This is a genomic window from Chloroflexus islandicus, assembly GCF_001650695.1.
GTDB lineage: Bacteria > Chloroflexota > Chloroflexia > Chloroflexales > Chloroflexaceae > Chloroflexus > Chloroflexus islandicus.
Genome location: NZ_LWQS01000093.1, coordinates 115,025 through 129,139, shown reverse-complemented (window position 1 = coordinate 129,139; position 14,115 = coordinate 115,025). Strand labels below are relative to the sequence as shown.

At 59.1% G+C, this 14,115-nt stretch carries 5 protein-coding genes; 3 read left to right on the top strand and 2 right to left on the bottom strand.

The window, feature by feature from the left end; translation table 11 throughout:
- The first annotated feature begins 9 nt into the window (after positions 1-9).
- The gene (locus A6A03_RS17620; RefSeq protein ID WP_066790944.1) at positions 10-3,324 is read left to right on the top strand and encodes a Swt1 family HEPN domain-containing protein; all 3,315 of its coding nucleotides are present in this window, start codon (positions 10-12) and stop codon (positions 3,322-3,324) included.
- 328 nt (positions 3,325-3,652) lie between these two features.
- On the opposite strand, the gene A6A03_RS20200 is transcribed toward A6A03_RS17620, so the two are convergent.
- The gene (locus A6A03_RS20200) at positions 3,653-7,303 is read right to left on the bottom strand and encodes an AAA family ATPase (protein WP_172812333.1); all 3,651 of its coding nucleotides are present in this window, start codon (positions 7,301-7,303) and stop codon (positions 3,653-3,655) included.
- Positions 7,304-7,974: 671 nt separating this feature from the next.
- Between A6A03_RS20200 and A6A03_RS17610 the strand changes: the two genes are divergently transcribed.
- Together A6A03_RS17610 and A6A03_RS17605 are read left to right on the top strand one after the other, a co-directional pair.
- Entirely contained in the window at positions 7,975-8,754 is a 780-nt protein-coding gene (locus tag A6A03_RS17610) for a discoidin domain-containing protein (RefSeq protein ID WP_066790907.1), read from the top strand.
- Complete coding sequence (locus tag A6A03_RS17605) at positions 8,751-9,473, top strand: M23 family metallopeptidase (protein WP_066790905.1); 723 nt, start codon at positions 8,751-8,753, stop codon at positions 9,471-9,473. The genes A6A03_RS17610 and A6A03_RS17605 overlap by 4 nt, the downstream gene beginning before the upstream one ends.
- Positions 9,474-9,635: 162 nt before the next feature.
- Here A6A03_RS17605 and A6A03_RS17600 read toward each other — a convergent pair whose 3' ends face one another.
- Positions 9,636-14,105, bottom strand: a complete 4,470-nt coding sequence (locus A6A03_RS17600) for an RCC1 domain-containing protein (RefSeq protein ID WP_082909008.1) — start codon at positions 14,103-14,105, stop codon at positions 9,636-9,638.
- Positions 14,106-14,115 lie beyond the last annotated feature (10 nt).

Below are 14,115 nucleotides of genomic sequence, written 5' to 3'. Positions count from 1 at the left end.
GGTATGTATATGGCGTTGAGTAACCGTGATCGTGTCAATAAAGGTTTAGAACTCTTGCAACAAGGATTACGTCCTTTTGTTGAGCGTGAATTAATGGCTGTATATGGAAAATATTGGGTGACGAAAGTCACTGAACATTGGCCTAACGATATTCGCTGGGATGGTGATGAACCGCAGCTCGATGCATCGCCGTTGCTGCGTATTATGTGGGAGCAATGGAATAGTGTTTTTGGCAAGACGCTGGGCTATGCCGAGCGCTCGTTAGTGAGCGAATTGCGCGACACACGGCATAAATGGGCGCATCAAGCCCCATTCTCAACCGATGACACCTACCGCGCACTTGACAGTATTCAGCGCTTGCTGACCGCTATTTCGGCGCCGGAGGCCGCTGAAGTCGAACGGCAGAAACAAGAGGTGTTGCGCCTCCGCTTTGAAGAGCAAGTCCGTCGTGAAACGCGCAAAGTGTCTACAGCGCCGATCGTTGGCCAACCGGCGGGTGGGCTGCGTCCATGGCGTGATATTATGACGCCGCACCCGGATGTGGCTTCTGGTCGCTACCAACAAGCTGAGTTTGCCGCTGATCTTGCGCAAGTCTATCGGGGCGAAGGATCCGACGAATACCGTAATCCGCGCAGCTTTTTCCAGCGCACCTTTATCACCGAAGGTTTACGCTTGCTGCTTACTGGGGCGCTTCGTCGTCTTGCCAATACTGGCGGCGATCCGGTGGTGGAACTCCAGACCAACTTCGGTGGTGGCAAGACCCACTCAATGCTGGCGCTGTATCATGTGTGTTCTGGTGAGACGCCCGCTAGTTTGCCGGGAATTGAGCCAGTGTTAGAATTGGCGGGTGTTTCGAGCCTGCCGCGTGTTCGGCGTGCAGTACTGGTTGGCACCGCCTTATCACCGGCCAAAGTGCATCGTAAAGCCGATGGCATAGAGGTGCATACACTCTGGGGCGAATTAGCATACCAGTTACTAGGAGCACACGGATATTCAATCGTCGCTGACTCAGATCGAGCAGGCGTGAGTCCGGGGTCAAATGAGTTGGCGACATTATTCCGGGAAGCTAGCCCGTGCCTGATATTGATCGATGAGTGGGTGGCCTATGTGCGCCAGCTTTATACGCGAAGTGATCTTCCCGCTGGTTCATTTGATGCCAATTTGACCTTTGCGCAGGTGCTGACTGAGGCGGCGCGCGCTGTGCCGGGGACGCTAGTGGTTGCTTCGTTACCGGCATCAGATATTGAGATTGGCGGGGAGGCTGGCCGTGAAGCGCTTAGCCGCCTGAAAAACACATTCGGCCGACTTGAGTCGGCGTGGCGACCGGCGAGTGCAGAAGAGGGGTTTGAAATCGTTCGCCGCCGGCTCTTCCAGCCTATTACCGATCCTGAACACTTTCCGCAACGAGATGCCGTAGTACGTACTTTTTGCGACATGTACCGCACCCAAAGCGCCGAGTTTCCTGCGTACACTCGCGAGGCTGACTACGAGCGCCGGATGCAGGCTGCGTATCCAATCCATCCAGAGCTATTCGACCGGCTTTACAACGACTGGAGCACGCTGGAAAAGTTCCAGCGAACTCGTGGCGTATTGCGATTAATGGCTGCGGTTATTCACGCGCTTTGGCAGCGGGATGATCGCTCCTTGCTTATTTTACCGGCTAGTGTACCGGTAGACGAACCGGCGGTACAGTATGAACTTACGCGCTACCTCGATGATCCATGGGTGCCGGTGATTGAGAAAGATATTGATGGACCGAATTCACTCCCGCTCCGGCTCGACAAAGAAAATCCAAATCTAGGCCGCTATTCGGCGGCACGGCGAGTCGCGCGCACGCTCTATCTGGGATCAGCGCCAACCTTTCGCATGCCGAACAAAGGAATTGAAGATCGACAGATCAAGTTGGGATGCGTACAGCCGGGTGAAAGTGTCGCCATTTTTGGTGACGCGCTGCGCCGGTTAGCTGATCAGGCGACGTACCTTTATCAGAATGCGCAGCGGTACTGGTATGCAACTCAGCCGAGTGTAAACCGGCTTGCTCAAGATCGCGCGGCGCGGCTCAACGATGATACCGTTCACGATGAAGTGTTACGGCGGTTGCGGGCTGCTGCGCGCCAGCGGGGTGACTTTGCTGCCGTTCATATTGCGCCGGCCAGCGGAAGTGATGTGCCAGATGAGCGCGAGACCCGATTGGTTCTGCTCGACCCAAGCTACCCGCACAGCGGCAAAGTTGCCGAGAGCGCAGCGCGCCGATTTGCAGTCCAACTTCTGGAATCGCGGGGCGCCGGTTCGCGTGTATACCGCAACACGCTGGTGTTTCTGGCCGCTGATACTACGCGCTTGAAAGAGTTGGAACAAGCGGTGCGCGAGTATTTGGCGTGGAAATCAATCGAAGATGAACGTGATTTACTTGGGCTCGATGCGTTTCAAGCCAGCCAAGCCAAAACGCGAAGGGAACAGTTTGATGATACGGTAAATCAACGTGTTCCTGAAACATATATCTGGCTTCTGATCCCTGAACAGCCCGATCCACAGGGTGGGGTCACGTGGGAAGAGATCCGGTTGCAGAGTCAGGGGACGGTGCAAGAAGCGCTCGCGGTACGGGTAGCGAAAAAGCTACGAAATGAAGAGCTTCTCATTACACAGATGGCAGGCACTCGATTGCGTTCAGAACTTGATCGCATCCCGCTTTGGCGCGGGGATCATGTGAGCGTCAAACAACTCGCCGATGATTTTGCTCGTTACCTCTATCTGCCGCGTCTGGCTAACACCGAGGTATTGGTTGAAGCCATTGCGCAAGGTGTTGCCCAATTGACGTGGACTCAAGACACATTTGCGTATGCTGAGGGGTGGGATGCTGCTCGGCAGATGTATCGCGGTCTACAAGCCGGACAACATGTTCGGGTCACGCTTGACTCGGATAGTCTGCTGGTCCAACCGGCAGCAGCTCAGCGTCAATTCAACATGGTTGTTCCCACACCATCTTTGCCGCAAGCTCAGCATCAGCCAGTCGAAAGTATTGGTACGCAACCCGTTTTAACTGGCGAGTCTGCCCAGTCACCTGTTGCACCTGCCCAACCAAAGCGCCCGCGTCGTTTTTACGGTAGTATCACGCTCAACGATCCCAACCGGTTGGCCAGCCAGTCCAAAGATATTGCTGACGCAATTGTGCAACACTTGACTAGTTTAGTTGGCGCAAAGGTGCAGATCACGATCGAGATCCATGCCGAGATCTCCAATGGAGTCCCCGATCATATTGTTCGGAATGTTACCGAAAATAGCCGGGTGCTCAAATTTAACCAAGCGGGATTTGAGGAGGAATAGGCCAACTGTAGTTAAGAGCCTGTTGCAGCGCCGGAATGCGTGTGCTCTTATCATAGTATCGTTGGAAAGAAGTTGCCTGATAAGCTAACCCATAGAGTGTAGCTCGGCGATATTTCGTAGTTTTCCCATAAATGTGCCGTTCGCCACAACATTGCCTCGGCATTGGCCGTGCTCGTTGTGGGTGCTCCGATCACTGGAATGGTAGGCGCTCCTGAGAGTAGATTTTAAAGAGCTTACATCTGACGCCCCAGATAACGACTACGCCCCAACAACGTTGGCAGCAATAAAACGTACAGAGCGGGGGTGAGAGAGCATCACCCCCGTTTGACTATGGCCACCACTGAGCCACATCGCGCAGCGCGTGAAACATTTCTCCCGCTGCTTTGGCGCCTCCGGTTGCCGTGATCAGCGGCAGCAGCGCGTGCAGGCAAGCGAGCAACTCAGGGCGAGGCCGGCGCGCAAGCAGCGGCAACGTCTCTGTTAAACAACGATAGCGCAGCGGCGCAGGGAGTGCGGCGAGGTGCGGCGCTAGCGTGGCGAGCATTTTGGAGGACAAATCATTGTAAATCGCGGGGTCAGTGGCGAGAGCCTCGGTCAGGACGTCGTGCCGTTCCGTTTCGGGCAGGTACGGTACCAGCGCGGCGATCGCCTCGACGCGGTAAGGCTTCCAGTTAATCGCACGAGCGGCGGCGAGGGCTTCGGCCCGCAGTTCCGGAGTTAGGTGTGGTGCAAGCATAGCGAGCGCCCAAGTACGGAAATCCTTCCAATCAATCGCACGAGCGGCGGCGAGGGCTTCGGCCCGCAGTTTCGGCGGCAGGTGTGGTGCCAGTGCAACGAGCGCTAGGGCGCGGGACTGATCATCTTTAATCTTGCGGGCAGCGTCGAGAGCCTCGGTTAGGACGGCGTGCCGTTCCGTTTCGGGCAGGTGTGATGCCAGCGCGGCGAGAGCTTCGGCGCGGGCCTTCTTGTCCGCAATCTTGCGAGCAGTGTCGAGAGCCTCCGTTAGAACGGCGTACCGTTCCGTTTCGGGTAAGTGCGGTGCCAGCGCGGCGATCCCTTTGACACGGAGCCAATCCTCGGCAATCTCGCGCGCAGCGGCGAGGGCCTCGGTTAGGACGGCGTACCGATCCTTCCCTGATAGATGTGGTGCTAGCGCAGCGAGCATCTCGGCGCGGTCCTTTCCCTCAGCAATCTTGCAGGCGGCGGCAAGGGCGTCGGTTAGGACGGCGTACCGCTCCTTTTCGGATAGGTGCGGCGCCAGCGCGGTGAGTATCTCGGCGCGGTCCTTTCCCTCAGCAATCTTGCGGGTGGCGGCGAGGGCCTCGGTTAGGACGGCGTACCGCTCCTTTTCGGATAGGTGCGGCGCCAGCGCGGTGAGTATCTCGGCGCGGTCCTTTCCCTCAGCAATCTTGCGGGTGGCGGCGAGGGCCTCGGTTAGGACGGCGTGCCGTTCCGTTTCGGGCAGGTACGGTACCAGCGCGGCGAGAGCTTCGGCGCGGAACCAATACTTCTGCTCGTCAATCTTGCGGGCGGCGGCGAGGGCCTCGGTTAGGACGGCGTACCGTTCCGTTTCGGGTAAGTGCGGTGCCAGCGCGGCGATCCCTTTGACACGGAGCCAATCCTCGGCAATCTCGCGCGCAGCGGCGAGGGCCTCGGTTAGGACGGCGTACCGATCCTTCCCTGATAGATGTGGTGCTAGCGCAGCGAGCATCTCGGCGCGGGTCTTCTTGTCCGCAATCTTGCGGGTGACAGCAAGGGCTTTGAGTAGGACGGCGTGCCGTTCCGTTTCGGGTAAGTGCGGCGCCAGCTCGGCGAGTACCTTGGTACGGAACGACTTCTCGGGAATCTTGCAGGCGGCGGCAAGGGCGTCGGTTAGGACGGCGTGCCGTTCCGTTTCGGGTAAGTGCGGCGCCAGCGCGATGATCGCCTCAGCGCGGTACTTCTCGTCCGCAATCTTGCAGGCGGCGGCAAGGGCGTCGGTTAGAACGGCGTGCCGTTCCGTTTCGGGCAGGTACGGTACCAGCGCGGTGAGCGCCTCAGTGCGGAATGGCTCTTTTTTAATCTCACAGGCGGCAGTGAGAGCGTCCGGCAGCAGCCCCTTCGGCAGGTGCGGCGCCAGCGCGGCGAGCGCATCGGCGCGGAACAACTCCTCCTTAATCTTGCGGGCGGCGACGAGAGCGTCGTGCAGTAGTTCCAGCGACAGGTGTGGAGCTAGTGTCCGTAGTGTGGTTGCTTGTTGGTGCCCGTCCAGCATCTGGCGCACATAGGACATAGCTTGGGTGACGCTCCATATGCCGTGCTGCACTAGTAGTTTCGGCAAGTTAGGCGGCAAGTTATACACAAGCGCACGGATGGTTGATTCGATTAGGGCGCAGCGGATCTCCAGCCCTAGGTGCGGTGTGGGCTTGGGCTGGTGCGCCTCTGCGGCCAGCCGGTTCTCAGCAGCGGCGCGCTGCCATACAGCGGCGATGTCGCTCAAGTAGCCATTATAACCTCCTTCATACGCTTCCCATGTGGCTGCCCATGCTTGGCTTTCGGCTAGGTGGCGTAGGTTGGAAAGCGGGGTATTGGCGCGTTGCAGGTGGGCGCGGTAGAACCGCACTACGTAGGGTGGCGCTTGCTGTGGCGCAAGACTTTCCTTGTGCAGGTTGTCGAACACGCACTTGCACCACTGAAGAAACCGCTGCTCTAGCGCCTGCCGTTCGCTGTTAGTCAGATTCTCGAAGAAGTAATCACCCAGTTTCGGGTGGCTGAACACATAACCATCGTTTGTGGCAATCACGAAGCGTTCTAGTGGGTACAGAGCTTGATCAAGCATCCAAGAGTCTTCGATGGCGCTGCGGTCTGCAAGGGAAAGCAGATCGTCTGCCTGCAACGGTCCCAACGCTGTAGCCAGTAGGTTGAGCGTTTCGCGCACACTCCGTTCTTTCAGTGGGGTGTCATCCCCCCACAGTTTGCGCTGATCCTCGAACCAACGATCCATGTATCCTTTGTAGCCGGGCTTGATCGTGCTCAGGTCTTCTGCCGTAAGCCGTGACGCATGTGTGCTGCATTGCCACAAATCTTCGACATATAACCTGACAAGCAACGGCTCGCCGCCAGTCAGCCGGTACAGTTCATCGATAAAGGGCTGGTGCGCCAGTTGATCGAGCGACCTATTCATCTTCTTTAGCACGTCGCTCAACCCGGTTTTGTCGAGTGGATCAAGCATGAGGCAATCCACGTTCAGCCGATCCCATACCAGCGCCCTGAGCCAGTCTTTCGCTTCTGAACGATGAGCGGTCAGTCGGGCACTGACAATGACCTTTAACCCCGGCGGCGGGTTGAGCGGGAAGAGCGCACCGTCGGCATCCCAGTCTGCTGCCTCGTCTACCCCGTCGAGCACGACGAGCAAGCGGCCTTGAGGCGGCTGACGTTGCAGGTACCTGCTGCAGATGCCGCGCCATACCTCATAAGGCGTATTGGCGTCGGTGAGAATCTCTTCGTTAAAGGAGCGAGCCAGTTGTTCAGCTAAGCTGGCAAAAGCCACACTGGCAGAGTTCGTGCTGAAGCGGATGCTGATCGGCACAAAGACGATTGGCAAGCTAGAACATAGCTGGGCTAACCATTGCGCCAGCAGCGCCGACTTACCGCGTCCGGCGGGCGCGGTAAGCAAGAGGTAGGGGGTGGTCGGATCTGCCAGCCAATTATCCAATTGGCGCAACACCTCTTCGCGACCGCCGAAGGTGACAGGATGCTGTGGCGTACCGAGGTAGTTGTCGCGAAAGCTTTTGATGCGGGTAGTGTAGTCGATCGGTAGGCGACGTATCGGCGCAATAACATGTTGAATGAAAACAGTGTTGCGATCGCCAGTGATGACAACGCTATCGCGCACCTCCCCGCCAATCGTCACTTGGCGCGATGCGTCTAGTGCGGTGCGAAACTGCTCGTCGAGCAGACGGCGTATCTCAGCAACATCGTTGCTGATCTGATCGAGCACGCGTGAGTCCCAAACAGCCTGCAAAATTAGTTGGTTTGCTAACTCTGACTCAAGCGCCGCTAAAAAATTGGCTGCAACACGAGTAGCTTCAGCTAACCGATGCGGGGTTGCTACAAGCCCCAGATGGTCACACCAGCGCCGGGCTAGATCTTCCGGAGCAGGGTGGCCGCGTCGAGTGAGAAGGGTTGCAAGTAGCGGCGCAGCAGGGCCGGTGAGGAAAGCCTGATCAAAGAGCGCTGCCACCCAATCGGGATGCTGCTTAGCAAAGGAGGAGTAAGCCTTTGCGAACGCCGTCTGGAATGCACGCTGTTGTAGGTCAATGCCCAACACGGTGTGTGTGCTAGGCCCACTGTCCTGAATCAGATGGTTAAAGATCGTTTCGGTGATGGCAGAGAGAACAGCTTCAGAGAGCATAGTGCTAATTTGTCATTGAGTGAGCTATATAAATTATCTCACATCAGGTATTTGGATGCAAATATTGTTCCGCCCTTAATCCCCCTCCACCGCTTGCCCGGAACCGGGTTGATCGTCCGAATCTACGCTCCTCTGTTGCCATATTCATCATTGACCTTACCCAACCAGTTGCTACAATCAAAATAGTTCGGTTGCGACGGAAGCGTTTTTCCGCCGCTGCATAGTGGGGTAGGCGGATTGGGGCGGGGGAGGCGTGTATGGGTCGCCAGACAACCCTCATTATCGGCGTCGTGGCGGTCGTGACGTTGCTTGCGATCATAGGGGGCGTTGCGTTTGTCGTGACCCAGAACCGGAGTGTGCAACCGGGCGGGGCTAGTTCGCCGGCGGTGCTGACGGCGACGCGGGTGGCGCTGCCGACGCGCACGCCGCGGCCTGCTATGGCGAGCGCTACACCGGCGTTGCCAACCCGCACGCCCCGTCCGGCGGCGGCAGGGCTGACGGCGACAGCAGTGCCGGCGAGTTCATCTGGCGGGTTGCCAACCCGCACGCCCCGTCCGGCGGCGGTGGCCCAAATAACGCCGCTGCGGGTCAGCGCCAGCGATTATGCGCCGAATTCGCGCGATGCACAAGGCAATACGACGACGTTTACGCCCGATAATGCGGTTGATGGCCGGTTCGATACGGCGTGGCGGGTTGCGGGTGATGGCGTGAATCAGTGGCTGCTGCTCGAGTTTGCCGGCCCGGTTGAGGTGCGTGAGGTGTTGATTCTGCCGGGTTATGCCAAGATTGATCCCGTCGATGGTACGAACCGGTTTTGGCAGAACCGGCGGGTGCGCCGGGTGCGGCTGGAGTTTCGCTCCGGTGTGCGGATCGAGGCGTTGCTCGATGATCAAGCGGTGTTGCAGCCGATCCGGGTGAATAACGTTGTGACTGATGCGATCCGGATTGTGATTCTGGAGAGTGTGCCGCCGGCAGTGGACAATGGGCGCGATTTTACGCCGATGAGCGAGGTGGAAGTGATAGGGGTGGTGCGATGAGCACGCATGCTGTCAGGTTTTTAGTGGTGGCGGCATTCGTGCTCGCGCTGGCCGGTTGTGGCGAGAACGCTGGGCCGGTAAGCCAGCAGGCTGCACCGGTGGCGACGGCAACGATGGTAGCAGCGACGGTGACGGCGATCCCGACGCCGCTCCCACCGACACGCACCCCGCGGCCTAGCCCGCTGCCTTCTCCTACTGTGACACCCACGCCTGAGCCAACGCCGGTACCGCCATCGCCAACGCCAGTCGTCCTCACCTACGTCTTCCCGGTGCGCGGCGCACGGATTGAGTATGGCCCCTACCATCACGACTATCCGGCTGCCGATATCTTTTGCCCGGTTGGGAGCGAATTTGTGGCCCCCACGAGCGGCGTGGTCGATTTTGTCAGCCGGGTCGATCGTTGGGATCCGGCCACCAACCGGCCAGAGCATCGCGGCGGTTTGGCAGTCGCAATCATCGGTGATGACGGTTGGCGCTACTATGGCTCGCATTTATCGGCGGTCGCCGACGGGATCGAGCCGGGGGTGCGGGTCGAGGCGGGGCAGGTGTTGGGGTACACCGGCAACAGCGGCAATGCGCGCGGCACGCCGCCGCACCTGCATTTTGGCATCTCGCGCCCGACGACGCCGGACGATTGGGCCGTGCGGCGCGGCGAGATCCCGCCGTTTGCGTACCTGCAAGCGTGGGAGCGGGGTGAACCGCTGCGTCCGCAACCGTAGGCGACGGGCAGGGTGTGTGGCAGGGGACAAGGGTTTGGGTGGATGTACCCGGATTGGGTGACAATCCATAATACCTGTGTCAATCCGTAGGCTATTGCGCGAATGGGAAACGGATTGACACAGATCAATGGGTGTCCGCATCATGCTTACGGCCACGCCGCGCTACCGCATCGTCAGCGGCAGGTACGTGGGCCACAACAGCCGCTCCGTAAGCAACGACGACCGGTTGGCGACGTTGTCATCGGCGAAGGCGTAGATCACTGGTGTCTGCATCGCATCGACGACGAACGGTGCGGTGTAGGGCTGGAAGGTCGTCCCGTCGAGCGAATAGAGCACCTGCTTCACTCCGGCGCCGCTATCAGTGGCGATGATTGTCACCGTTTTGGCATTGAGTGGTCCTGTGACAGTGATCGTCACTGCCGGCGCATCGAGGTCATTAGCGGCGGCGCCAGTGACGCTAGCTGTCGGTGAAATCTCGGTCTCAAACGTGCCATCGCCGTCAGTATCGGCATGCAGTTGTTCAATGCCCTGCGGGGTGATGCGGAGAGTTGCGCTGATATTTGCGGGCAGGCTCAGATCAAGATACCGTACTGAAAGGTCGGCGCTGTCACCCGTGCCGCGGGTGATCTCAAGGCGGAAGGGACCATCGCCCGTGCGCAGCGTCACGGTATACGTCTCACTTGCCGGTAACACGAGCGCGTGTGCGTCCGTACCAAGCGGGTAGTAGTCGGCGACGACTGTATCGGTGACGGCGAGCGTGCCATCCGAACCAACGTAGTTGCCAAGGCTGTCAGTGACGGAGAGCGCCGGGAAGCCGATGCCGGTGATATACACGGCTGGCGCGGGTGCGGATAGCATCCCGGCTGACTGTGCTTGAGCGCTAAGCTGACCGCTCAAGGCGCTCCTGATCTTATCCCAAACGATAGGATTTCTCGTCAGTTGGGTATGCTCAGTTTCCCCCGCAGTAACAAGATATGATGTCCAGCCTTGTGGGGATGCGCTGTTTATTGGCACTGTCGCATCGCCTGCAGCGAATTTCAACGCATAGTATTCAGGCGAAAAGAAGCATGTCGAGGGCACTACAATTATGAAATGGTTAGCCGTGGTTGGTTGCGGATTTGACGTCACCGTGCAATTGACAGTCTTACGCACTTCAACCTTGCTGATTGTGGTATTGGTTCCCATATTACCGGAGATTATATAATACTCGACTTGTGACCCTTCTGGACGCCAGTTGGTCACATAGGTACGGCTGAAATGCTCGGCGTTCGTTCCCACTTGTCCATAGTTTCTGTTCAACATCGCGATGAGCTGGCTGTAGGTATGATATGCTTCTCGATCCTTGCCATTTTTATCTGCATCCCAGCCTTTTTCCTCGAACACGACATTGCGATGGACATCGACATAGATGTGGCTGGGAAGCAGTTGATGGGCGCCGGGGAAGGCGCGCGCCCACCTCATAATGTCGTAGGTTGAGACGCCGATAACCTTTCGTGATACCCAGTCTATCGGTTCCTTGCCGGTGAAGAGTGCCATCAACATTTTCGGCGCACCGTGCCATGGGGTCGCAATCGTGATCAGCTTATCCACGTAGACCGAGTCGCCGAGATTTTGCGCATAGACGCCAGCGACTAGCCCGCCCATACTGTGCGCCAGCAGATTAACCTGAGGTGTGTCGTGCAATGCACGGACGCAGGTGATCAACCTGCCGAGCTCTTCGGCGTTTCGCTCGATCGGTTGGCGCCAGTCGTAAGCGAAGACAAAGAGCGTGATCTGGCTTCCTGTCGCTTGGGGGATCGACTGGCATCGATTCAGAGGCGTCTCCCAATAAGGTTCGAGTTCCTGATAACCCAATCCTCCCGCGTCAACTGATTTTGAAAGGTAATCGAGTAAAGGTTCGTATATTTCGTAGTCTGGCAATGGTGGCACCGGCATGTATCGAATTGCATCCGTTGCGGTCACTACGCCAGTGTCGAGTCTCGTCATATATCTGTCGCGTAAGATTGCCCGGTTATTATACGAGGGTACACCCGGCCATATTGTGTACAGGGTGTCGTTCTCCTTTACCAACAGCTTACTTCCCATGATGCCGGGGATGAAGATCAGTGGCGTGCGTGTGACTGATTTAGGTGTTCCGGTGAAATTTGCTGTTGCCCCGGCGCCCGAACCGACAGTGACGGTGAGAGGACCGTTGAAGGTATAGCCCGGTGTACTAGCCGTGATTGAATACGTGCCAGCGCGCAGATCAGCAATGCGATATTGACCATTGCTATCGGTTGTCGTCGCGATGCCGGTATTGGTCTTGATTTCGACACCGCGCATTGGTAGATCGTTCACTGTGACAACGCTTCCGGTGATGGCGTATGTGGCGTCACCCGATCCCGCCACCGTCACCGGCACTGGACTGTAACTGGCTGTGCCATCGCCGAGCTGGCCATCGTAGTTCCAACCCCAGCAGCGAGCGGTACTGTCGTGCAGGAGTACGCAGGTATACCATGTACCAGCCGTGATGGCGAAGGCGTCGCTCAGCCCATTGACCGCCACCGGTGTCAGGCGGTCGGTTGTCGTGCCGTCGCCGAGCTGACCAGCCCAATTACTCCCCCAGCAGCGGGCAGTGCCATCGCGCAGGAGGGCGCAGGTGTGGTTGTAACTTGCTTGGATGTCAACCGCATCGCTCAAGCCGCTGACCGCCACCGGTGTCAGGCGGTCGGTTGTCGTGCCGTCGCCGATCTGGCCATCCCAGTTACTCCCCCAGCAACGGGCGGTGCTGTCACTCAGGAGGGCGCAGGTGTGAGCGTTACCCGCCGTGATAGCGATGGCGCCGCTTAGCCCGTTGACCGCTACCGGTGTCAGGCGGTCGGTCGTTGTGCCATCGCCGAGCTGACCAGCCCAATTACTCCCCCAGCAGCGGGCCGAGCCGTTGCTCAGGAGCGCGCAGGTGTGAGCGGCACCCGCCGTGATAGCGATGGCGCCGCTTAGCCCGCTGACCCTTACCGGTGTCAGGCGGTCGGTCGTTGTGCCGTCGCCGAGCTCGCCATCCCAGTTGTAGCCCCAACAGCGGGCGGTGCTGTCATTCAGGAGGGCGCAGGTGTGAGCGGCACCCGCTGTGATGGCGATGGCGCCGCTTAGCCCGCTGACCCTTACCGGTGTTAGGCGGTCGGTCGTTGTGCCGTCGCCGAGCTGACCAGCCCCATTACTCCCCCAGCAGCGGGCCGAGCCGTTGCTCAGGAGCGCGCAGGTGTGGGAAGCGCCCGCCGTAATGGTGAAGGCGTTGCTCAAGCCGCTGACCGTCTCCAGTGCTAGCCGGTTAGTCGTCGTACCGTTACCGAGCTCGCCATCCCAGTTGTTGCCCCAACAGCGGGCGGTGCTGTCATTCAGGAGGGCGCAGGTGTGAGCGGCACCCGCTGTGATGGCGACCGCATCGCTCAAGCCGCTGACCGCCACTGGTGTCAGGCGCTTAGTTGGCGTGCCGTCGCCGAGCTCGCCATCCCAGTTACTCCCCCAACAGCGGATAGCGCCATTGCGCAAGAGTGCGCAGGTATGGAAGCTACCCACCACAATGTCAATTGCGTCACTCAAGTTGCTGACCACCACCGGCGTCAGGCGGTTGGTCGTCGTGCCGTCGCCGAGCTGGCCATAGTAGTTCCAACCCCAGCAGCGGGCGGCGCCGTCGCGCAGGAGTGCGCAGGTATGAGAGCCGCCTGCCGCGAGGGCGATGGCGTCGCTGAGGCCGATGACCTCCACCGGAGTCAAACGATCGGTCGTCGTGCCGTCGCCAAGTTGGCCGTATTCGTTCTCGCCCCAGCAGCGAACGGAACCGCTAGCCAGTAAAGCGCAGGTATTAAGGCCATTTGCCGTAATGTCAACCGCGCCGGTCAGGTTGCGCACCGTCACCGGAGTCAAGCGGTCGATCGTCGTGCCGTCGCCAAGCTGGCCCGTGTCGTTCCAACCCCAACAACGCGCGGTGCCATCGCGCAGGATCGCGCAGGAGTGGTTACTGCCTGCTGCGATGGCGACGGCACCGCTTAAACCGCTGACCGCCACCGGTGTTAGGCGGTCGGTTGTTGTGCCGTTGCCGATCTGACCATATTCGTTGTTGCCCCAGCAGCGGGCGGTGCCGTCGCGGAGGAGGGCGCAGGTGTGAGAGCCGCCCGCCGCGAGAGCGATGGCGCCGCTTAAGCCGCTGACCGCCACCGGAGTCAAGCGGTCGGTCGTCGTGCCATCACCGAGCGCGCCAGCACCGTTCTCGCCCCAGCAGCGGGCGGTGCCGTCGCTAAGCACCGCGCAGGTGTGGGCATAGCCCGCTGTGATGGCGACTGCGCTGCTTAAACCACTCACCGCCACCGGCGTCCGGCGAGTAGTTGTCGTGCCATCACCGAGCTGGCCAAACTCGTTCTGGCCCCAGCAATAGACAGCGCCGTTATCCGCCACTCCACAGGTATGTGAGGCACCGGCTGTGATGTATATGAAGTTGATTGCCTGTAGCGTTGCACCATCTTGTGGTGGCGGCGGCTCATTGAAGGTTGCCGCTGCCGCCAGCGGCGTGTTGACGGGTAATGCGGAGGGTGTGGCGAACGAGGCGCTAATCAGAACGATCAGCAGCATGGCAGCGCACACGGTGGAAGGGCGCATAACGAACCTC